The sequence below is a fragment of the Ignatzschineria sp. LJL83 genome, from assembly GCF_054871845.1.
The window spans coordinates 88,799-111,016 of the sequence record NZ_JBTXLY010000004.1; the positions used below are offsets into that span (position 1 = coordinate 88,799).

At 38.6% G+C, this 22,218-nt stretch carries 17 protein-coding genes and 2 tRNA genes; 13 read left to right on the forward strand and 6 right to left on the reverse strand.

All coding sequences use genetic code 11. The annotated features are described in order from the left end of the window. Nucleotides 1–9: 9 nt before the first annotated feature. The 4 genes from tolQ to ACYSN2_RS04000 are packed head-to-tail and all read left to right on the forward strand — an operon-like array spanning nt 10 to nt 2,954. Nucleotides 10–708 (forward strand): protein TolQ, encoded by a 699-nt coding sequence (gene tolQ / locus ACYSN2_RS03985; RefSeq protein ID WP_461748965.1) that lies wholly within the window; start codon nt 10–12, stop codon nt 706–708. A 36-nt stretch (nt 709–744) separates the two neighbouring features. Further along, nucleotides 745–1,170, forward strand: a complete 426-nt coding sequence (locus ACYSN2_RS03990) for a biopolymer transporter ExbD (protein ID WP_461748966.1) — start codon at nt 745–747, stop codon at nt 1,168–1,170. Nucleotides 1,171–1,221: 51 nt separating this feature from the next. Further along, nucleotides 1,222–2,211 carry a cell envelope integrity protein TolA gene (tolA, locus tag ACYSN2_RS03995; RefSeq protein WP_461748967.1) on the forward strand — a complete coding sequence of 330 codons (990 nt, stop codon included), beginning with the start codon at nt 1,222–1,224 and terminating at the stop codon, nt 2,209–2,211. Between the two features lie 50 nt (nt 2,212–2,261). Beyond that, nucleotides 2,262–2,954, forward strand: coding sequence for a cytochrome b/b6 domain-containing protein (locus ACYSN2_RS04000; protein WP_461748968.1), 693 nt, complete (start codon nt 2,262–2,264; stop codon nt 2,952–2,954). Nucleotides 2,955–3,232: 278 nt separating this feature from the next. On the opposite strand, the gene ACYSN2_RS04005 is transcribed toward ACYSN2_RS04000, so the two are convergent. Next, nucleotides 3,233–3,994 (reverse strand): tyrosine-protein phosphatase, encoded by a 762-nt coding sequence (locus tag ACYSN2_RS04005; RefSeq protein ID WP_461748969.1) that lies wholly within the window; start codon nt 3,992–3,994, stop codon nt 3,233–3,235. Between the two features lie 174 nt (nt 3,995–4,168). Between ACYSN2_RS04005 and ACYSN2_RS04010 the strand changes: the two genes are divergently transcribed. Then, nucleotides 4,169–4,257, forward strand: a tRNA-Leu gene (locus ACYSN2_RS04010). 416 nt (nt 4,258–4,673) lie between these two features. Here ACYSN2_RS04010 and ACYSN2_RS04015 read toward each other — a convergent pair. Further along, complete coding sequence (locus ACYSN2_RS04015; RefSeq protein ID WP_461748970.1) at nt 4,674–5,828, reverse strand: DNA cytosine methyltransferase; 1,155 nt, start codon at nt 5,826–5,828, stop codon at nt 4,674–4,676. Between the two features lie 224 nt (nt 5,829–6,052). Between ACYSN2_RS04015 and ACYSN2_RS04020 the strand changes: the two genes are divergently transcribed. The 4 genes from ACYSN2_RS04020 (at nt 6,053) to hflD (ending at nt 11,215) form a co-directional block, all read left to right on the forward strand. Beyond that, on the forward strand, nt 6,053–7,021 hold the full coding sequence (locus ACYSN2_RS04020; RefSeq protein ID WP_461748971.1) for a hypothetical protein: 969 nt from the start codon (nt 6,053–6,055) through the stop codon (nt 7,019–7,021). Nucleotides 7,022–7,422: 401 nt separating this feature from the next. Further along, nucleotides 7,423–8,946, forward strand: a complete 1,524-nt coding sequence (locus ACYSN2_RS04025) for a DHA2 family efflux MFS transporter permease subunit (RefSeq protein ID WP_461748972.1) — start codon at nt 7,423–7,425, stop codon at nt 8,944–8,946. A 65-nt stretch (nt 8,947–9,011) separates the two neighbouring features. Then, on the forward strand, nt 9,012–10,307 hold the full coding sequence (locus ACYSN2_RS04030) for an HlyD family secretion protein (protein WP_461748973.1): 1,296 nt from the start codon (nt 9,012–9,014) through the stop codon (nt 10,305–10,307). Between the two features lie 305 nt (nt 10,308–10,612). Next, entirely contained in the window at nt 10,613–11,215 is a 603-nt protein-coding gene (gene hflD, locus ACYSN2_RS04035) for a high frequency lysogenization protein HflD (RefSeq protein WP_461748974.1), read from the forward strand. A 101-nt stretch (nt 11,216–11,316) separates the two neighbouring features. Here hflD and ACYSN2_RS04040 read toward each other — a convergent pair whose 3' ends face one another. Then, entirely contained in the window at nt 11,317–12,285 is a 969-nt protein-coding gene (locus ACYSN2_RS04040) for a KamA family radical SAM protein (RefSeq protein ID WP_461748975.1), read from the reverse strand. A gap of 53 nt (nt 12,286–12,338) precedes the next feature. Between ACYSN2_RS04040 and miaA the strand changes: the two genes are divergently transcribed. Further along, the gene (miaA, locus tag ACYSN2_RS04045; protein WP_461748976.1) at nt 12,339–13,274 is read left to right on the forward strand and encodes a tRNA (adenosine(37)-N6)-dimethylallyltransferase MiaA; all 936 of its coding nucleotides are present in this window, start codon (nt 12,339–12,341) and stop codon (nt 13,272–13,274) included. A gap of 116 nt (nt 13,275–13,390) precedes the next feature. On the opposite strand, the gene ACYSN2_RS04050 is transcribed toward miaA, so the two are convergent. From ACYSN2_RS04050 to ACYSN2_RS04060, 3 genes are all read right to left on the reverse strand, one after another. After that, on the reverse strand, nt 13,391–14,323 hold the full coding sequence (locus tag ACYSN2_RS04050; RefSeq protein ID WP_461748977.1) for a TAXI family TRAP transporter solute-binding subunit: 933 nt from the start codon (nt 14,321–14,323) through the stop codon (nt 13,391–13,393). Between the two features lie 112 nt (nt 14,324–14,435). Continuing rightward, nucleotides 14,436–14,512: transfer RNA gene (locus ACYSN2_RS04055), tRNA-Asn, on the reverse strand. A 67-nt stretch (nt 14,513–14,579) separates the two neighbouring features. Continuing rightward, complete coding sequence (locus ACYSN2_RS04060; protein WP_461748978.1) at nt 14,580–15,410, reverse strand: transporter associated domain-containing protein; 831 nt, start codon at nt 15,408–15,410, stop codon at nt 14,580–14,582. A gap of 278 nt (nt 15,411–15,688) precedes the next feature. Here ACYSN2_RS04060 and mrcB point away from each other — a divergent pair, with 278 nt between their 5' ends. The 3 genes from mrcB to ACYSN2_RS04075 all read left to right on the forward strand — a co-directional run bounded on the left by mrcB (nt 15,689) and on the right by ACYSN2_RS04075 (nt 22,157). Then, on the forward strand, nt 15,689–18,034 hold the full coding sequence (gene mrcB, locus ACYSN2_RS04065) for a penicillin-binding protein 1B (RefSeq protein ID WP_461748979.1): 2,346 nt from the start codon (nt 15,689–15,691) through the stop codon (nt 18,032–18,034). 111 nt (nt 18,035–18,145) lie between these two features. Then, the gene (locus ACYSN2_RS04070) at nt 18,146–18,814 is read left to right on the forward strand and encodes a tetratricopeptide repeat protein (protein ID WP_461748980.1); all 669 of its coding nucleotides are present in this window, start codon (nt 18,146–18,148) and stop codon (nt 18,812–18,814) included. A 241-nt stretch (nt 18,815–19,055) separates the two neighbouring features. Further along, the gene (locus ACYSN2_RS04075; protein ID WP_461748981.1) at nt 19,056–22,157 is read left to right on the forward strand and encodes an Rne/Rng family ribonuclease; all 3,102 of its coding nucleotides are present in this window, start codon (nt 19,056–19,058) and stop codon (nt 22,155–22,157) included. The last annotated feature ends 61 nt before the right edge of the window (nt 22,158–22,218 follow it).

The window sequence follows — 22,218 nt, forward strand, 5'->3', positions numbered from 1 at the left end:
AATTTTACAATGTCCTCAGATTTACAATTTTGGCAACTTATTTTAAGTGCTAGCTTCCCTGTTAAAATCATTATGATCATCTTAGCGATTATGCTCGTGATGGCGATCTTTCTTATTTGGAAAAAATATATCTCTATTAAACTCGCAAAATATCGTGTGAATCAATTTGAACGACTCTTTTGGGCCGGTGCGGATATTAATCAGCTCGCAAGTGATGCTGCTAAAAAAGGCAAAAGTTGTAGTGATTTAGAAAAAGTGTTTTTATCAGGTTTCCAAGAGTTCACACGCTTAAGAACTTATGCAAACTATGATCCTGAATTTATCGTATCGAGCGTTAAAAGCGCCATGTTCGCCGAAACTCAACGTGAAGAAACAATTGCTCAAAAATCCCTATCACTTCTCGCAACGATTGGTTCTACCGCACCTTATGTCGGATTATTAGGAACTGTAATCGGCGTGATGAACTCTTTCAGCGCACTTGGCGCTGTGAAACAAGTCACGCTTGCACAAGTTGCTCCCGGCATTTCAGAAGCGCTTATTGCAACGGCAATTGGCTTATTAGCAGCGATTCCGGCAGTGATGGCATTCAATAAATTCAGTAACGACATCAACACCATGATGACTCGTTACGATAGCTTTATTGATGAATTTGCCAATATTTTAGCGCGCCAATATGTACAGTTATCACAAAAAAAGCCTCAAGCTTAATGCCCTTTTCTCCGTGATAAAGATGGAATCAATATTATGAGACGACGTAAACGCGTTAATAAACTAAATTCTGAAATGAACATTGTTCCCTACGTGGATGTAATGTTCGTTCTTTTGACGATCTTTATGGTGACAGCAACGACAATTTCTGTAGGAATCGATGTTGATCCGCCACAAATGGATAGTAGCCAAGCTGTTGCGATTGATGGCGATGCCATGATGGTTATTTCTGTTGATGCTACCGGTAGCTTCTTCTTTAACCTTGCAGATAATCCTAATATTGCGCTTTCTGAAGATGAAATTTTACAACTTGCCAGCACTCTATTTGAAGAAAATAGCAATATGCAAGCCCTTGTAAAAGGCGATCAAAAAGCGCCTTATGGCCGTATTGTTGATGCGATGAGTTTACTACAAAGTATTACTGAGCAAAATGTGCAACTGATGACGATTCCTTTTGAATAAACCTTTGAATCATCTTCACAACTTTCTCGTTCAATGAGGAAATCCATAAACATGAATCGAAATACTCAAGATAAAATTATTAACATCATTTCTACGATCATGACCATTATCGTCATTATTGCGATTGGGTATTTTTCGATTTCGTCTTATCAAAAAATACAACAATCATCTAGCAAAGATCTCGGCAAAATTAGTGATAAAAACAATATTGCAAAATCAGAAAGAGTGGATACCAAAGCCGTTGAAAATGAACTCAATCGCATAGCCGAAGAAAAAAGACGTGAAGAACAGCGTATTGCCACTGAAAAAGCGGCTCGTGAGAAAGCAGAAAGAGAACGTGTAGAAGCCGAAAGACGTGCGAAAGAAAAGGCGGCACAAGAAAAAAGAGCAAGAGAAAAAGCGGAACAAGAACGCATTGCTGCCGAAAAAGCTGCTGCTCAAAAAAGAGAAGCAGAGCGTATTGCATCAGAAAAAGCACGTGCCGAGAAACAGGCTGCTGAAAAGCTCGCACAGCAAAAATTAGCAGAAGAAAAAATCGCGCAAGAAAAGGCTGAAACTGCTCGAAAAGCAAGTGAAGCTAAAAAAGCTGAAGAAGCAAAAGTGGCACAAGAAAAAGCAAAACAGGAACGCTTAGAAAAAGAACGTCTTGAAAAAGAGCGCCTCGAAAAAGAACGCTTAGCAACTGAGAAAAAAGAAGCGGATCGAAAAGCGGCTGAAGCAAAAAAAGCAGAAGAAGAATCACGAATTAAACAAGCTCTTACGAATGAATACTCTACATCCGTAGAGGATTATATATATGCATTTTGGTCAAACCCTTCAGGAAGCTATGGTCTTGTAACCACCATTTCTTTTACAGTACTGGAGGATGGAACAATAACCGGCATTCCTGTTATCGTTAGAAGTAGTGGCAATGAAGAATTCGATAATAGCGCTTTTGTGGCCGTCATGAGTGCCGATAAAATCCCCATGCCAGATGATCCTCTCGTTCGTAAGTTTTTAGCAGGAGAAGGCTTTGAAATTAACTTCAGACCACCAAATTAATATCACATTCCCAAAATCCTCAACATTCATATAGCGGTAAAGGAGATAAAATGATTAAAGTATGGGATTTACCAATAAGGGTATTCCACTGGGCTTTAGTGCTTGCAATGATAACCTGTATATATACATCTTATGATCTATCGACTAGATACGACTTACCACTAACAACATCCAATGTCTCCGCTCTACAAATTCATCAATACGCGGGAACACTAATTTTAGCACTTTTAGTTTTTCGCATTATTTGGGGAGTTATAGGATCTACAACGGCACGCTTTACTAATTTTATGAAAGGTCCTTCTCATATTTGCACCTATCTAAAAAACTCAATAACGCCTACAGAAGGTCACAACCCTCTTGGTGCTCTGATGGTTATTGCACTCATTCTAATATTATTGATACAAGTCATTAGCGGATTATTTTTAGAAGATAACTCATGGGCTTGGAAAAGTGCACCATTAGCTGACACAATATCTAAAAAAACACGAAATATCATGATCACTATTCATAGCAACGGCAGAGCGGTACTTCTTTGGCTAATTGGGCTTCATGTGTTTGCCGTATTTGCGTACCTTGTTGCTAAACGCCAAAACCTCATTAAACCAATGATTACCGGCAATAGAGCAAAATCTTCGGCACATACGAAAACTGCCGAATCTATTAACAATGATCATCCTATTATTGGTCTTTGCCTTCTAGCAGCAATCATTGCGATTACCTTTTATCTCCTTTTTGCTAAATAGTGATAGTAACAAGAAATATGAAACAACCTAGAAGCCTATTTTTAAGCTCTGTGAGTCAAAGACTGATATGCGGAATCATTATCTTGATTCCTATCACTGCTCTGCTCTATTGGGCGCTTCAATAGATTTAGCAATCGTTGAATCACGATTGTGAAAGTCACAAAAAAGCCAATGATTGCTCTTGATCATTGGCTTTTTTACTGATACTTTTTTGCCGTTTAAAAAATATATATCTAAACAGCATTACAAGAAGAAGTATTACAAAAATATTGTTGAGATTACTGTAATAACGTCTGTTTTAAATAAGGAATATTCACACCGAGTTCTTGTTCGATATAAGGAATGACACCGTTATATTGTTCGTTCAATACCGTATTCAATGAATCTAAATAACGCGCATCCACAAAACGAATTTGTTGGAAGGTATCCATCAGTTTCATCGCCTCTTTCGCATCTGCTCTACACCCCTGACGATTTTCTACAAACAGTTGATGGAGTGCATCGGCATATAGATTCGACTCTAAATAGTTCTCCATAATATCGTCATAATGCACGCCCAATGCCGAAAGAATCAGATAACTCATCACACCTGTTCGATCTTTACCGGCGCTACAATGGTAAATCACTTTTTGATTATTCTGTAAGACATCAAAAACGGTCTTAAATTGATTTTTACCTTCCTTCGGGAATTCCTTATACATCCGAATAAAAAGATCGTCTATATTCTCTGATTTTAAGGTTTCCAAAGCGAGCTTCTGATTGTCATCAAAAAAATTGCCGACAGAAATGGGTTCCGCTCGATAATTAAGAGATGTTAAAACCATCTCTGCAAACTCGCCCTGTTTTTCTCCTTCCACTCGAAAATCAACCACAATATCTGGAGAAATTGACTGTAAAGTATCCAAATCCCTTGCCGTTGCAAAGTCTAATAGTGCACTTCTGTATATTTTATTGCCTTTGACAGTTAAATTATCCTGAGTTTTTAATCCAGCGAGATCACGAAAGTTAATGATCTGTTCAAAATTGAAATCTTTTTTCATCGAGCACATTTCCCCTTAACTTATTCAATAATAAATATTAATCCTAGCATGATTTTTCATACCTCATATCAGGAAGATTTAATTCACAAAAAAGTCTGCATCATTTTTAAACACATGTTGCATTTCCAAATCAACATGTGTAATATTCTACATCTACTAAGCAACACACCGAATGCCTGGGTGGCGAAATTGGTAGACGCAGCAGACTTAAAATCTGCCGACCCTTTACGGTCGTGCCGGTTCGATTCCGGCCCTAGGCACCATTAATCGAAACGAAGAGCCCGCTAAACAGCGGGCTTTTTGTTGTCTTGGATTTTAGCTGCTCCAGATTTTGTTCCAACTGACTCGAATCAGATACCGACTATTGCTGGGTGAAGAAAAAAACATAGAGAAATTACAATATGGAAAGCATAACGAAAAAAGGAATGAAATTCTAAGCTCGTATTCGCATTACCTACATTTATAAAGAGATTTCAGAATCAAAAAAATTAGAAGTTCTAAAATGGATTAAAAATACGAGCAGGCCAAATTCAAGACGGACATTCATCAAAACTTAGATACAATAAAAATATTGAAAGAAACCATAAAACAATATCGAAATATTATCGCACCGACAGAAATAGCCGATCCTCTGGGGGGGGGTAAGAAAAAACACCTTTTTTAAGGTGTTTTAACTTTTTTAATCTTGAAAAATATCATCCCAGACTTCTATTAATCGATTAGCTAATGCGTTTGCCATCACAGGAGGCACAGCATTACCAATCATTCTATAAGCTTGAGAAGCAGAAACTTTTCTTGGTATTACAAACTGGTATTCATCAGGAAAAGATTGCAATCTAGCACACTCCCTAACGGTCAACCTTCTTTCTATCATTCCTGAATCTAGCTCTTTTATAAACTGTCCATTATTTTCACGACTTAACCGTCTAAACTCAATATTTCCATGATGCTCAGCTCTTATAGTAGGAGCTGGTTTAAAAGCTGAAATTTCCGACTGCCCTTGAAGTCTTTTATTAAGAAACTTAGCCTTTGAATAATGCTGTTGAGACAAGTCCTGACTCAAATTTGGCTCGGGAAGATCTTTCAATACATCGTGGGCAGATAAAAATTCTTCTTCATTAAATAAATATTGCGGATATAAACATAGCTCTGTAGGTAAACACCCATATTCATCTATATGTTTAATAATATTTTTTCGTAAGGCTGATTTTTTCAAACCAATAAAAATTACTCTACGTCTATTTTGAGGAACACCATAATGAGCGGCATTTAATACTTGTACAGGTTCTAGATGATACTCAACTTCAGCAAAACTTTGAAAATCCTTACAGATAGTATCAAATGCAGACTCAAGAGAAACTAATCCCTCAACATTCTCTGCATAAAATATTTTAGGCTGCACCAATCCTATATATTCCCGCATCCAATAGTACAGCATTCCCCTTGTTTCTAATGAAGGAATCTCTTCCTCCACTACACCATGATGATTTTTATGCGATGTAAAACCCTTTCGATATCCTGCCACACTAAAGTCATTACAAGGGAAGCCCCCAGTAACTATATCTGCATACTCAACCGGTCTTACTCCCTTTTGCATATCCATGACAATGTCAACAATGCTTTCTAATTTATAAGCCTGATTATTTTCAAAATACTCTTCCCATGCTGACTTAGCATATGGATTAATATCACATGCCGAAATAGTTTCAATACCTGTAGATTGGTAATCTTTATTCAAGTAGGTAAATCCACCCTCAAACCCTAAATCCATTCCTCCACACCCTGAGAATAGTGAAGATAATGTTAATTTCTTGCTTTCACCCAACGATTTCAATTCAACTTCCTATATACTGATAAATTAAGATTAAAGTTCTATACAAGATTAATAGTAGTAATTTATTCCGATTCTGTCGCGCTCATTTATTAAGCAACTATACTCTCAAGCCCATGATTAACATTAATAAAATCCTCGAAGATACATGCAAAATAGCAAAGAATGAACTATTACACAATAACGTTCGATACTCTCGCTCCCACTCATCTTCTAACGAACAATTTTTGGTAGATTGTTTAAAGAAAGCCTTTTCTCAATCAAATTTTTCTGAAGATTTAATCATATATGAAAAAAACAGCCATAGCTTTCCCGACGTTTTAATCAAAGACACAAATATTGGAATAGAGCTAAAAGGAGCAATAACAGGCAATACCTTTAATGGCAATAGCGTTTTTGGCTCAACTTTCAAAAAAGGACTTGAAAAAATATATCTGCTTTATTGGATTAGTGACCAGCAACTTGTTGCTTTTGATGACTACTTTAATTGTGTTGAAGATGCCGTTGTAACACACTCCCCAAGATTTAGATTAAAAGTTAACTTACCCGCAAAAAATAGAATGTTTGGTAATAATAAAAATCAAGTCGGAAGTATTGAAAACATAATATATAGCCCTGAGGGAATCCAAGTAGATAAAATATTGACATGGATGAAAGAGAAGGCAATTCGTAACAATGAATCCCCCTGGTGGATCACATTATCTGAAGATGATGATGTAGTCGTTAATTCTATAAATAGTATTAAAATTGGGAAAAAATCATTGAGCGAAGAAGAACTTCAACGCTTAAATCTATATTCTTATATTTTCTTTCCTGAGCTACTCGACCGTCCCGGAAAGTATAACAGAGTTACTGCATGGGGAATTTCAGTACATGGGATAGTTATTAATCGAGACTTTTTTAGCGCAGGAGGAAAAGAAATACTCCCCATTATTCCTGGTTACACCACTACCATTCAAGAAAATATTCCTAGATCTTTATATTCTTTTATTACTTTACTGCAAAAAAAAGATATTTCTATATCAATAACAAAAACAGATTTAATATATCTTGAGCTCGATAGTGACACATCACAAAAAAAATTTATTGAGAAATACCTAAGAGAACTCGCTCCTAAACTCAATATCTTAAATGACAACGTAGCAGTTCAACGTTTTATTAAACATAGATTAATAGAAATCATCAAAATTCAATAAAATACAGCCTTTATGGATCGATATACATATTTCAAAAATATTCCAAAAATTTTTGCACATTAATCGAAACGAATAGCCCGCTAAACAGCGGGCTTTTTGTTGTCTTGGATTTGGCTTGGCGGGAATTATGGCGAGAATAGATACTCGTTTATAACCGCAGAAGACTGTTATTCATTTCTCTCAAATTTAATATCAACTTTCCTGTTTTTACTAAATTCTTTCAGTCACATTTATTCTATAAAATTCTTACTAAATAAAAGAGTAGTTGAAACAACAATATATTATTAACATTTAGCTATAAATGTAAATTAATGCATATCTATGTAATGATATATATACTGTCTGTGTTTTTTTCGATATTCCTCCATATCTATTACATTTCTTAAGAAGAAAGGAATTCCGTGGATTCTGATAAAGTCTATTCAACCCCCGCCCTTGTCTTAGTGACAATCGTTTTAGCGATTGCCACATTTATGCAGCTCCTAGATACAACCATTGCGAACGTTTCCATTCCAACAATTGCCGGAGATATGGGAATTTCTACCAATCAAGGCACATGGGTTATTACTGGATTTGGCGTTTCTAATGCGATCGCTATTGCCGCATCTGGTTTCTTTGCAAAACGTATTGGGCAAGTCAAGCTCCTCATTATTTCAACAGCTCTCTTTACCTTCTTCTCATTCTGTTCCGGCATGTCTACGAATATTACAGAGCTTGTGACTTTCAGGGTTCTACAAGGCGCTGTTGCCGGCCCTGTTATTCCAATCTCCCAAAGCCTCATTTTATTGGCGTATCCACGAAAGTATCAAAACTTAGCGATGGCATTCTGGGGAATGACGGTCATTCTCGCACCAGTAGTAGGCCCTATTTTAGGGGGATATATCAGTGATAACTATAGCTGGCAGTGGATTTTCTACATTAATATTCCGCTGGGTATTTTTGTTGTAATTGTGGGCGCACCGCTGTTAAAACGTTTAGAAACAAAACCTGAAGCGTATCCATTTAGCTATATTGCCTTTGCATTATTAATTCTAGGTGTTGGATCGTTACAAGTATTACTCGATCAAGGACAACAACTTGGTTGGTGGGGATCTATTGAAATTCGTATTTTAACAATCGTTTCTGTTGTTTCTCTCATTTACTTTATTATTTGGCAGATTTACGATAAAAATCCGATCGTGGATATGTCTCTCTTCAAATCCCTCAATTACTCCATTAGTACAATCTCGATCAGTTTAGGCTACCTTATCTATTTCGGCGCAATCGTATTAATCCCGCAATTACTGCAAACAGTTTATGGTTATACCGCACTTTGGGCAGGGATTGCCTTAGCACCTATTGGAATTTTGCCGGTATTACTCGCAACTTCTGTCGCCAAACTCAGTAATAAATATGATCTTAGGTTGCTTGTTTCATTTAGCTTTATCATCTATGCGGTCTGCTTCTTCTGGCGTGCTTATACTTTTATTCCGGGAGTTCCAATTTCTGCCGTAATTTGGCCTCAGCTTGTTCAAGGAATAGCCCTTGTATTCTTCTTAATGCCATTAACAACTATGGGATTACAGGATATCCCGGCAAACAAACTCGCTTCCGCAACGAGTTTGCAGAACTTCCTGCGAACACTTGCAGGATCTATTGGAACTTCTATTACCACCTCTATGTGGAGCAATCGATCCATTGTGCATCATAGTCAATTAACTGAAAATATTGATAGCTACAATCCAGATGTGGAGCTTTTTTATAACACCATTGAAAGCCAAGGACTTAGCCAAATAGAGATCTCATCGGTCATCAATGAACAGATTACGGCGCAATCTCTCATTATGTCCGCCAATGATATCTTCTGGCTCTCGGCCTGGATCTTCTTAGCACTGATTGTCCTTGTTTGGTTTGCCAAGCCATCAAAAACAGCTTCAGCACAATAACCCCCTATTTTAATCTTTCAATTTCCATCTTTAGTTTTAGTGATATTTAGATTTAAGGATAACGTATGAATACACCAAACAGTTCGTCTTCAACGAATGAACAGCCAGCAGCACAAGCGTCTACAACAACAACGACGCCAACAACACCGGCAACTCCTGCAAAAAAACCAAAGCTTAGTAAAAAAGCCTCCATGACGTTAGCAACAATTGGTTTCATCGTAGTTGCAGTTGCTGCTTTCTTCTATTGGTTCCTAGTACTTCGCTTCCAAGAATCTACCAATGATGCGTACGTTCAAGGAATGCAAGTTGCCGTCATGGCTCAAACTTCAGGAAATGTGACAGAGGTCTATTTCGATAATACTGACCTCGTTCATGCCGGCGATATCATCGTAAAATTAGATGATACCAATGCAAAACTTGCTTTCGAAACTGCTAAAACAGACCTTGCAACAGCCGTGCGTCAAATACAAATGCTCTATCAACAAAATATGGCATATAAACTTGAAATTAACGAAAGCCAAGTCAATCTTACACAAACAAAAAATGACTATGAGCACCGTTTAAAGCTTAATCAAACAGGCGCAATTTCTCTTGAAACACTACAACATGCAAAAGATGCCTATGATTTAGCACGCGCAGAATATGCGGTAGCTGAGCAGAACCTCAACACCAATGAAGCACAATTACTGAAAACAGATCCTTCTAAACAACCTGCCATTACAGCCGCTGCCAATGCCGTAAAAGATGCTTGGATTACCTTATCTCGTACAGAAATTCGTACGCCATCAACGGGATATGTTGCACGTAGAAGCGTTCAAATTGGCTCAGAAGTTAGTCCTTCAACACCATTACTTGCGATTGTTCCAACAAAACCAATGTGGATTGATGCAAACTTTAAAGAAACACAATTAAAAGATATTCGTATTGGCCAACCTGCAACGATTACCAGTGACTTTTACGGTGATGATATTGTATTTAAAGGAACCGTAACCGGTTTAGATATGGGCACAGGTAGCGCGTTCTCTCTCTTACCGGCACAAAATGCAACAGGTAACTGGATCAAAGTCGTTCAACGTCTACCTGTGCGAATTGATCTAGACGATCAATCTCAACAGCTTCTAGATAAATATCCGCTTCGTATTGGTCTTTCTATGAATGTCACCATAGAAATTAAAGATAAATCTGGAGCAGTTTTAGAAGCAACAAAACGTACTGAGCCGGCATTTAAGAGCGATGTGTTAATTCCAAATCTTACTGAAGTTGAAACTCTCATTCAAAATATTATTAATGAAAACAGCTATCAAAGTGATGCGGAAATCCAAGCAAAAGAGGCTGAAATTCAAGCTCTTTATCAACAATAAAGAATGATATAAAAGTGGAGTTTACGATCGATTCGATCAATGTAACCACTCTTATAAATACTACAAAAAACTAAAATGCCATCCATCTGAAATATTTTAAAGATGGGTGGCATTTTTTCATCAGCTAAATAACAAAAAATAGTTTGCTTGAATTCTTCATTCTTGCTCGTAGAATCTGCCCAACAGGCTTCTCTCTTCATAGAAATAAAACACCTGAAGATATTTGCACATATAAAAGTGTGTCTGTTATGATTTCTACTGATGTTGTCATCTTTCCTTCCCCTTCAAAATACGAGATCATAGATATGGATAGAAATCAGGTCATTGCCCTTTCTGCAATTTTACAATCTGCAATACTTGTAAACCGTTTAGCAACGGTGGGATCTATTCCTAATGATGAACGCAATCCACTTATCCATAGCATTTTCACCATGGCACCGGAAAACATTCAAGATGTTTATGATGGGATTGATAATATTAAACCGGGATTACAAGGCTTTTCAGAAGGCTTAAAAAATATTCCTTCTGCAGCAAAGATCTACTTCTACTCGCTCATTTCTCTTGAAAAGAGCTTAAGCCAAAATCCGGAAGTTCTCACCATTTTGGCAAGTGGATTAGACTCCATTAAAACGCGATTGCAACATTTTGACATGACACACGAAAACATCATCGCTGCCCTTGCTGATCTTTATAGCCAAACCTTAAGCACACTTTCACCAAGAATTATGGTTCGTGGCGATCAATCATTATTAAGCCAACCGCATATTACTAATGAGATTCGCACTTTACTGCTTGCCGGCATTCGCTCAGCAATGCTTTGGCGCCAATATGGTGGCACAAAATTCTCTCTACTTTGGCCGTGGAATAAGTTACCGCAAACGGCGCATCAAATTTTATTCGAGATATAAATCGAGAAAATAGACAGAGATAAAAATGTAGATCAAAACTCAGACAATAAAAAAGCATCCTTCAAACATTGTAGGATGCTTTTTTCATGGAATGATAAAGATTACGCTAGAACGCGCTTCCCTTCGCCTTCTGGAATTTCGATAATTAATCTCGGCACACAAATGCCGGAAACAGTTTCACGAAGCTCATTCACGAGCGCAACACCTCGTTCATTTTCTACCACAAAATGGCTCGTTCCACGCGCCAAATCCATTTGATGCAGATAGTATGGCTTTACGCCATTCTCAATCAACGTGCGCATCAGAGCGGTTAATGCCGGCAAGTTATCATTAATACCTTTCAGCAATACCGATTGTGAAATCAGTAAAACGCCCCGTTTTCGAAGCTTCAATAACGCTTCTTTTGCCGGCAATGAAAACTCTGCCGCATGATTCGCATGAAGCACAAGCGTAATCGCCTTGCCTTGATCGACAATCTTTTCCAATACATCGAGTAATTCCGGCGTAATTTTCTCCGGCGATATCACCGGCACTCTTGTATGAATGCGAATACTCTTAATATGATCAATCAGCGCTAACTCATCTAGCACTTCCGCAAGTCTTCTTGCCGAAAGCACCAAAGGATCTCCGCCCGTTAAAATCACTTCCCAAAGCTCCGTATGTGCTTTGAAATATGCCATCGCTTCTGCTAAATCAGATTTCGAAAGCGTATCGCCTTTCTGCCCAATCATCTCTTTACGAAAACAGAACCGGCAATATACTTCACATAATTGCGTTACTTTCAGAAGTGCTCGATCCGTATAACGATGAACCACGCCCGGCGCCGGTGTAAATCTGCGATCTCCAATCGGATCATCAAGCTCCGTTGGCAAAATGTTCGCTTCCAATGCAGATGGCACAAATTGCTGTAACAGCGCTAATTTGTCGGCATCATTTGCATCCATGATTTGCGCTTGAATGGTTGGGCTCACTTTTATTTGAAACTCTTTGGCAACGGTTTCAATCTCAGTGCTACTTTCGAGCAAATTTTCAGAATAAAGATCTTCGAGGCTCGTCCAATATCGGCTCATTACGGTATACTATCCTTCAATAAAATTTATGTCGTTATCATAAAGGATTTTACATGAATAAGAGAGTGATTTGTTTAATGGGACCTACTGCCACCGGCAAAACGGAGATGGCGATGAAGATTGCCGATCAACTTCCTATACAAATTATCTCCGTCGATTCTGCGATGATTTATCGGCATATGGATTTAGGAACGGCAAAACCCGATGCCGAAACCCTTGAAAAATATCCGCATAAACTCATTGATATTTGCGATCCTACAGAGCGTTATTCAACAGCGGAATTTAGAAGAGATGCATTAACAGCCATTGAAGAGAGCTTTAATGCCGGCAAAACGCCCTTATTAGTCGGCGGAACTTTTCTCTATTTCCAATCGTTGCTTGAAGGGATTTCTCCGATTCCTGCTGTGAGCGATGCAGTTTTAGAAACACTGACCCACCGCTTAAATGAAGAAGGCGCAAGCGCACTACATGCCGAGCTTCTCAAAGTCGATCCTGAAAGTGGCGCTCGCCTCAATCCTAACGATTCTCAGCGAGTACTTCGTGCTTTAAGCGTATTTCATGAAACCGGCAAGACTTTAACGCACTTCTGGTCACTTCCGAAAAAATCAGGCTTAGATTACCCTTTCATCAAAATAGCACTCGCCAATAATAATGAGAAAAAACGCAACCAACAGATTGAGAATCGCTATCAAAAAATGATCAAGCAAGGATTAGTGGAAGAAATTTTCAATCTTCGTAAACAATATCCTGAGCTGAATCTCGATTATCCTTCTATGCGCGCGGTGGGTTATCGTCAAATCTGGAATTATCTCAATGATGAAACAACGCTAGAAGAAGCCGTTGAGCTTGCGATTATTGCGACAAGACAATATGCCAAAAGACAGAGAACATGGCTGAGACGTGAAGAAAATCTTCTCACATTTGATGTCGAAAAAGAGAATGTTGCCGGCGATGTATTAGAAACTGTAAATCAATTTCTTGCAGGCTAAATCTCAAAACTTTCATATCAGAATGAATTGATCTGCCTTAGTTTAGCGACAAGCTAAAGCAGATTGAGAATAGTGATCGCCCATTATGGGCTTTCGCCTATTCCAATTCTTTAATATTACTCCACAAATGTTTCCTGCAAATCTTCAATTAATTCATTCCCCACATCATGCAGGGGCGTTTGGAGATTCTCATAATTCAGCAAAATCGATGATTCTGTAATGGCAAAGCCGGGATTATATTTCATCTCTTTCATGAAGTTATCCATCAGCTCATCTAACATCTCTGTAGTGATCCTATTATTTACCGCCAAAAGATATCGAAAACTCAGCGTTTCAATATCTTCCGGTAATCGCCAATAATATTCTTTTGGAATGGTAATTTGATAGAAATAACGATTCTTTTGAAAGAAATTCTTCGGTAAACTCTGCACTATTGAAATTGGAACACCGCCACACAGTGTATTTAATTGCCGAACCAACATATTAGGATGCGCACCGGTCACAAAAGCGACATTCACATCATATCCACAAAAATGATCAATCAGCTCTTCCGCATTGTAACTATTTACCTGAAGCCTATCTTGCTCGATATTGAGTGTTTTAAGAATACTCGTAAGCATATCCTTTTGCTCATTTGCTTCTAGCATTCCAAATTGATGCCCCCTTCCTGTCAATTCACTTTGATCCACATCTCTTGTCACAACTGTAAAAGCCTGATGATAAAGTGGAAGAACTAGCTGGAAATTTCGGCGTAGCTGTTCATTAAAAAACTGCTCAGAAGTAATGATGAAATCATACTCCGCCAATTCCTTTTGAGTTAACGATCCTTGTGGCAGGTATACCTCCTGACAACGATAGTAAGGATTCATCACTTTAAAACTCATGCAAAGATGATCACTGATCGCACGATCTAATGCCGATGGCGTCTGCCTCAAAACCTTAATCTCTCTCTGATCACTCCATGCCGGTATATTGATACCCACAAGCATTACAATGAGAAAGATTTTGGCAAACTGCATCCATTTAAAACGATTTGTTATATGCATCATAAAACCTCACAAATCATACTCATTACTTCTATCATCCAGTTTTCCATATCTCATATAAAAAACTCCTAGAAAACAAAAAGCCCGAATCTTTTCAGATTCAGGCTTCTTAATTTGGCTCCTCGACCTGGGCTCGAACCAGGGACCCCTTGATTAACAGTCAAGTGCTACTACCAACTGAGCTATCGAGGAATTAAGGATTGCTATATTAGGTGATAACTTTAATTCTGTCAAACTAATATCGCGATCTGTTAATTATTTACTCACCTTTAAAAGAAAGTTCTACGCTATGCAAGTAATTCCCGGTAAATGGAAGCACTTTAAAACTCATATCTTCAATTTCCACCACATCATCTGCAGCTGGTAAACTTCCGGCATTTTTCATAATTAAACCGCTGAGCGTTTCAACATCTTCTGCCGCAAAATCACGTTCAAAATAGGTATTGAATTCTTCTAGCGGAATCAGCGCATTAATCTCATACACATTCTCGCCAACAATCTTAATGAGTTCTTTCGGCTCTTCTTCACGATCATGCTCATCATCAATATCTCCAACAATTTGCTCTAGAAGATCTTCAATCGTAATCAGCCCTGATACAGAACCGAACTCATCGACTACAAGTGCCATATGAGTGCGTCTATTCCGAAAATCATTAATCAGCGCTGTGACAAACTTCCCTTCTGGCACATATTCCACAGAGCGAATAAGCGGTTTAATATCTAGAGCCTTCTCTCCAATATAAGGGAGTAGATCTTTTGAAATTAAAATCCCCATAATCTCTTCATGATTTTCAGAAAGCACTGGAAAACGCGAATGCCCGGAAGCAATAATGCGCTCTACAATCTCTTTAGGGGAATCATCGATTGAAATCGTGGTCATTTTAGCGCGAGGAATCATAATATCCCGCACAATTAGATTAGAGCTATTGATAATTGCTCGTATCATTTCCGCAGAATCATCGCTGATTAATCCTTGTGCTTTGACTTCTTCACAATTTTGAATTAAACCTTCGATGCTTGCATCTTTATGTTTATCGAATCCTAGTCGTTGCAACCAAGACTCGCCTTTCCTACTTCCTTCTTCAGCCATCGCTTTAAATATTACCTCTAATTAGATCAATATATTGTTATAGGCTCATAATATTTTATAGATTATACCGATCTTTTTAAAAATGCTACTAATGAAATTAAAGAAAACTATATTTTTCATTGAAGTAACTATCTACTATAATGCGCTAGTATAGATAAAGAATCGTACTTTCGCTAACAAATTTGAATTATTTCATCATTTGATGAAGATATAAAACATTGATTTAAAATGGTGTTTCTTATACTCTTCACTCCTTGATCTACTGCATCTAGACTTCTATGACAAAAAATAAGAAACATCTCACTACGGGTGAAAGAATCAATCGAGCGGTCGCATATCTCATGCGCTTAACCATCTCGATCATCATTATTGTTGGACTGATCTCACTCCCTATTTTTGGCTACTTTCTTATTAAAGCAGATCATGAAGTCACGCCTGAATTTACCAATCGTCAATGGGCATTGCCGGCACGAGTATATGCAAGACCTTTAGAGCTATTTGTTGGTCAAAAGCTCAAGCCAGCTGACATGATTCAAGAACTTGATTGGATTATCTATCGCCCAACAACATCTGCAAATCAGCCTGGAACCTACCATTTTGATACTGCCAATAATACGATTACAGTTCATACTCGTCCTTTTACTTACAGTGATGGCACTGAGGAATCTCAAACAATCGAGATTGTGTTCAATAAAAATGAGATCACAAAAATCACAGATCGCTCCACTCACGAAGAAATCTCTCTAGCTCGTATTGAACCTCTACTGATTGCATCTATCTATCCCACGCATAATGAAGATCGAATCCTTCTTAAACGAGAAGAAATTCCACCGATGCTGATTGATACGCTTCTTGCAATGGAAGATCGTGCTTACTATCAGCATTTTGGTATCAACCCAAAAGGGATCTTACGAGCAATCATCACAAACTTCAAAGCAGGCCGAAATGTTCAAGGTGGTTCCACGTTGACACAGCAACTTGCAAAGAACTACTTCTTAACACCTGATAAAACCATTACTCGTAAAATTCAAGAGATGTTCTACTCCATCGTACTCGACTGGCGTTTTGATAAAGATGAGGTTCTCGAAGCTTATATTAATGAGATCTATCTTTCACAAGATGGGGACCGTGCTATTCATGGTTTTGGTTTAGCGAGTGAATTCTTCTTTGGTAAGCCTGTAAACGAACTCTCTATCGGCGAGATTGCAACACTTGTTGCAGTTATTCCAAGTCCGAGTCGTTATAACCCTCGTAAAAACCCTGAGATTGCTATTCAGCGCCGCAATTTAATTATTGATGTATTAGTCGATCAAAACTTATTGGATGAAATAGATGCTGAAATCGTGAAAGCAGAGCCTCTGCAAATTCTTGAAAATCCACCGCCGGCAAATACAAAATTCCCGGCATTTATCGAGCTTGTACATCGTCAACTCAAAACCCAATATAGTCCTGAGCAACTCAATTCAGGAGGCCTTCGCATCTTTACAACCCTCGATCCTATTGCCCAAGATTATGCTGAAAAATCGATCGTAGATTCTCTTGCACAAATTGAAAAAGATCGAGGCATGCAAGAACCTGTTCTGCAAGGTGCTATCGTGATTGCTAAAAACAATACCGGCGAAATTGCCGCCATTGTCGGCGATAGAGATGTTCGTCAAGCAGGATTTAATCGAGCATTAAATACAAATCGCCCGATCGGCTCATTAGTGAAACCTTTTGTCTATCTAAGAGCGTTAGAAGAACCGAGCCGTTATTCACTCGCGACACCTTTAGATGATGCTACAAAAGTAAGCCTCCCCATTGGTGGAAAAAAATGGGAGCCTAACAACTATGATAGAAGACTCCATGGTTGGGTACCACTCATTACCGCTCTAGCGAAATCTTATAACCTTCCAGTTATTCGTGTGGGTATGGACATTGGATTAGAAAATGTTATTGATACGCTCTATCGTTTAGGAGTGAACCCGATCAAGTATAATCTTCCCGCAGTGCCGGCATCTTTACTAGGATCAGTAGACCTTCCTCCCATTGAAGTTGCTCAAATCTACTCTACGATTGCTAACGCAGGATATTACACACCGCTCAGAGCAATTAGAGAAGTGACAGATAGTGATAGCCAATTATTAGCTCAAGCAGAAGTAGACCCGATTCAAGCAGTAGAACCTGGTCCTAATTATCTGATCACTCAAGCGATGATCGATGTTGTTAATCAAGGAACTGCTGGTGCTGTTCGTAATTCTATCGGCAATATCAGAGTTGCTGCTAAAACAGGAACCACTAATGATTATCGAGATAGTTGGTTTGCCGGTTTTACAGGAAACTATACAGCTGTTACTTGGGTAGGTCGTGATGACAACAAGCCAATCAACAGATTAACAGGCACAAGAGGCGCGCTTCCTCTTTGGGCTAATGCAATGAAACACCTTCCGTTAGAGGGTATTTCAACAGAAAAGCCAAGCGATATTATTGATGTATCTGTAGATCTCTCTACGGGGTTATTACCACCAGAGCATAAATGTGCAGATACAGTTATTCGATCACTTCCTTTTATCAGAGGTTATCAACCTACTTATTTTAGCGAGTGTTACTACTTACCAGAATCTCCAACTTTTATTTTTGATTAAATAGAGAAATAACTCTCTCTGTATTACTGAATTAATCTGTGATAAATTAGAGCTTCTATTTATGCATAGCGAATCATCGCTGTGCAACAGAATTTGTTTAAGGATATTTTCGTGAAAAAAAATACCATTTTTTTAATAAGCCTTTTAGTCTTAACAGCCTGTGCTAGTACGGCTCCGCAAGGTGCTCGTGTACGTCCTGTTGATGGCCAGCCTCAACCAGCCTTCTCAACGGATGGTTCTGCAACAGCATACGCATTACAAGATATGCCATCTCCTCAATCGCCTCAAAGTAATGAGGTTGGATTTTTAGGAAATCAAACCCCGCAAAATCCAAATGGTGGAAATCCTGTTTTCCCTGCAAATTCAGCAAATGATACTTGGCCAAATACCAATAATACATTGCCGAATACGCCTGCTAATGCAGCACCGCAAGGATATCCTACAGAAGCACCCACTGCTCCTGTAGCACAAGCGCCAACAACTCCAGCTCCGGCAGCTGGCGGGAATGCTGTGAAAGTTCTACTTGATGATGCTCGTAAAGCCGTACAAGAAAACCGCCTAGATAAAGCTGCAAGCTCTTTAGAAAGAGCCGTACGCTTAGAACCTAGAAATGCGAGTATCTGGTACGACTTAGCGCAAATTCGTTTACATCAAAAGAATTATGCAGCTGCTGAACAGATGGCAAATAAATCTATTAGCTTTACAAAAAACGAAGATCTCATTAAGCGAAATCGTCAAATTATCACAGCGGCACAGACTGCTCGATCGGCAGGCAACTAGATCGTCTATGGTAATTTAATAATTTTTTAATTAAAACGTAAGCTTGATCTAGCCCACCGGACCTATGTCTCTTGGGCTATGTCTGTATTTAAAATAATAAATAATAATTTTGAGCAATAGAGATCTTCAAGCCCTTGTATTTGATAGAAGTATTTAATAGCAATATTTGATAAGAAATATTTAATAAAAAATTCTATGAAACAACCTGACTAATCATCTCTATTTCTCTATCGGAGAAACAATGAAGCGGATGTTAATTAATGCGACTCAGCAAGAAGAAATGCGAGTTGCGCTTGTCGATGGACAACATTTATATGATTTAGACATTGAAAATGTCGCTACAAAACAGAAAAAAGCAAATATCTATAAAGGAAAAATTACCCGCATAGAACCATCCCTAGAAGCCTGCTTTGTAGATTATGGTTCAGAACGTCACGGGTTTTTACCTTTCAAAGAAATTTCTAGAGATTATTTTCTAAATCCTACAGACCACTCCATTGCGATCAAAGATCAATTGGAAGAAGGTCTTGAACTCATTGTTCAAGTTGAACGTGAAGAACGCGGGAACAAAGGCGCAGCACTTACTACATTCATCTCTCTTGCGGGTAGATATTTAGTATTGATGCCAAATAACCCACGAGCAGGCGGTGTATCTCGTCGTATTTCTGGTAAAAACCGTGCGGAAATTCGTGATGCAATGGCAGCTTTAGTCGTTCCTGAAGATATGGGTATTATTGTTCGTACTGCTGGCATGGGCAGAACTGCAGAAGAACTACAGTGGGATCTGGATTATCTTGTAATGCTTTGGGAAGCAATCTTAGATGCCGGAAAACGCCCTGCACCACTCTTAATTTTCCAAGAGAGCAATATCATTATCCGCGCACTTCGTGATTATTATCGTAGTGATATTGGCGAAATTTTAATTGATGATGAAACAGTCTTTAAAGAAGCTGAAGTTTTCATCAACAACATCATGCCGCAAATTGGCGATAAGATTAAACTCTACGAAGATCAAATTCCACTCTTCACAAGATTCCAAGTAGAATCACAAATTCAGACAGCGTATGAGCGCAATGTTCGTCTTCCTTCCGGCGGCGCACTTGTGTTTGACCATACAGAAGCACTAGTATCGATTGATATTAACTCAGGTCGTTCAACAAAAGGCGCTGATATTGAAGATACTGCTCTCAATACGAATATTGAAGCTGCCGAAGAGATCGCGCGCCAATTAAAACTTCGCGACCTTGGTGGATTAATTGTGATCGACTTTATCGATATGCTCGATAGCAAAAACCAACGCAAAGTAGAATCTGCGCTTCATGATGCCTTAGCACCGGATCGCGCACGTATTCAAGTGGGACAAATCTCCCGCTTTGGTCTTTTAGAGATGTCTCGTCAACGTCTTCGCCCATCATTAGATGAAACATCTCATATCGTCTGCCCAAGATGTGAAGGACAAGGCACCATCAGAGATACGAAATCTCTAGCGCTTGGAATTTTACGCATCATTGAAGAAGAATGCCTAAAAGAACGCACATCTGAGCTTGTCATCCAAGTTCCTGTGAACGTTGCCGTTTACCTTCTGAATGAAAAGCGTGCTGATGTTGAAGATATCGAAAGCCGCTTAAAAGTTCGTGTCATCGTCATTCCAGACTCTAACTTCGAAACTCCACACTTCAAAATTACACGTTATCGCGTGAATGATGAAGAAACAGGTTCAGATAGCGAAAACCACATCATTAAAGAAGAACTCACGATTGATGATATTCGTAATCAGGCTGTTATTCAAAATAAAAAATTGATGGAAAAGCCTGTTGTTTCAGGAATTTCACCAATGGCACCCCCACCAAAAGTGGAAGCTAAAAAAGAAGTAGCTTCAGAAACAAAACCGAACTTTTTCACTTCTGTAATCTCTTTTGTGAAGAATCTTTTCAATAATGAAGAATCAGAAAACAAGGATTCTCAAAAAAGAAACAACAGCAATAATAGAAATCAAAATCGTCAAAACAATCGCCAAAAAAATGGCAATCAACAACGTCAACAACGCAACAGCCAACGTCAGCGCAACCAACGTCATAACCACCCTAGTCGTAACACTGTGGAAACAGTAGAACGTGAAGTGGATAATGGTGTTGGATTCAACCAGCCGGCCAATACACAAGCTCCTGCAGAAACTCCAAATAATCAACGTCAAAATAACCGTCGTAATAATAATCAAAACCGCGATGAACGCCCTCAGCAAAATCAGCGTCGCAATCAACGTCAAGAGAACAATACTGCGGAGAGTCAACAAAAAGACGTTCATACTAAAGAGAGAAACAATCCTCAAGAACGGGAAGTTCGCAATACTCAAAAACAGCATCATGAACAAGCTCAGCAACAGAAAAATGCACCAGCGGATCAAGAAACTCAAGATCGTCGTGATAGATCTCGCCAAGCTCGTAAGCCTCAAGAACCTCAAGTAAAAGCGCCTGAGGATCATAAACCTGAAGTTACGGAGCAAGAAGAGAGAGCGCCACGTCAACGCAATAATCGTCGTAATAACCGCAAAGTTGAAGCGCCGATAGTTACTAACGATAAAGGCGAAGAGATTATTGAAGTAAAAGTAGGGGATGAAGTTCGTGAAAGGGCCGTACGTAAAGGTCGTCCTAGAGTTGCAAAAGAAACATTGATTGAAACAACACCTCAGGATGTTGAGATTTCCAATACTAATCTTGAACAAAGTTCAGAACAAGCAGATCAAGCTCAAAAAAATGAGACGGCTCGCCCTGCCTCGAGAAAAATACAAGAAACTGTAGTCATAAAAGATAAAACTGATACAGCAACTACTGATGCGGAATCAATGCCAACTGCAGCAACTAAGGAAGTAACAAAGAAGGATATGGTTACAACGGATACTGCAATTTCTGAAAAAGCCACTAATGTTAAAACGGAAGAAACATCTAACAACACTATCGAAAGCCCAAAAGCGGTTGAAAGCACTAAAGTAGCTACAGATACTGAAAGTATCACTGTAGAAACTCCTGTAGAAAAACAATCTCCTCAAAATACCGAAGAGAAAGTAACTACTGAAGCACCAAAGGTTATAGATAATTCGGATTCCGTCATTACTGCAAAAGTTGAGAAACAAGATAATCTGCAAAACGTGGAAGCGGTAGCAGAAAAAGCTCCTATCCAAGCGAAGGAATCTGTAATTGAAACCGCTAATGACGAAGCAACTACAAAGGATACTAAGGAAGAAAAAATTCAGACCTCAACTCCAGAAATAGAAACTCAAGCATCTTTAGAGGAAAGCTCAGAAGCTATCAACAATGACAAATCTTCTATAAATAATAGCAATTAAGTAGATTTTTCTGATTAAGAATATCTATAAGAGCCTTTCAATAATTCAATAAGTCTTTTCA

Coding starts and splice junctions, on each gene's coding strand:
- tolA (WP_461748967.1), top strand. CDS start 1,222: ATGAATCGAAATACTCAAGATAAAATTATTAACATCATTTCTACGATC.
- ACYSN2_RS04075 (WP_461748981.1), top strand. CDS start 19,056: ATGAAGCGGATGTTAATTAATGCGACTCAGCAAGAAGAAATGCGAGTT.
- ACYSN2_RS04050 (WP_461748977.1), bottom strand. CDS start 14,323: ATGATGCATATAACAAATCGTTTTAAATGGATGCAGTTTGCCAAAATC.
- ACYSN2_RS03990 (WP_461748966.1), top strand. CDS start 745: ATGAGACGACGTAAACGCGTTAATAAACTAAATTCTGAAATGAACATT.
- ACYSN2_RS04030 (WP_461748973.1), top strand. CDS start 9,012: ATGAATACACCAAACAGTTCGTCTTCAACGAATGAACAGCCAGCAGCA.
- ACYSN2_RS04060 (WP_461748978.1), bottom strand. CDS start 15,410: ATGGCTGAAGAAGGAAGTAGGAAAGGCGAGTCTTGGTTGCAACGACTA.
- tolQ (WP_461748965.1), top strand. CDS start 10: ATGTCCTCAGATTTACAATTTTGGCAACTTATTTTAAGTGCTAGCTTC.
- hflD (WP_461748974.1), top strand. CDS start 10,613: ATGGATAGAAATCAGGTCATTGCCCTTTCTGCAATTTTACAATCTGCA.
- mrcB (WP_461748979.1), top strand. CDS start 15,689: ATGACAAAAAATAAGAAACATCTCACTACGGGTGAAAGAATCAATCGA.
- ACYSN2_RS04040 (WP_461748975.1), bottom strand. CDS start 12,285: ATGAGCCGATATTGGACGAGCCTCGAAGATCTTTATTCTGAAAATTTG.
- ACYSN2_RS04005 (WP_461748969.1), bottom strand. CDS start 3,994: ATGAAAAAAGATTTCAATTTTGAACAGATCATTAACTTTCGTGATCTC.
- miaA (WP_461748976.1), top strand. CDS start 12,339: ATGAATAAGAGAGTGATTTGTTTAATGGGACCTACTGCCACCGGCAAA.
- ACYSN2_RS04000 (WP_461748968.1), top strand. CDS start 2,262: ATGATTAAAGTATGGGATTTACCAATAAGGGTATTCCACTGGGCTTTA.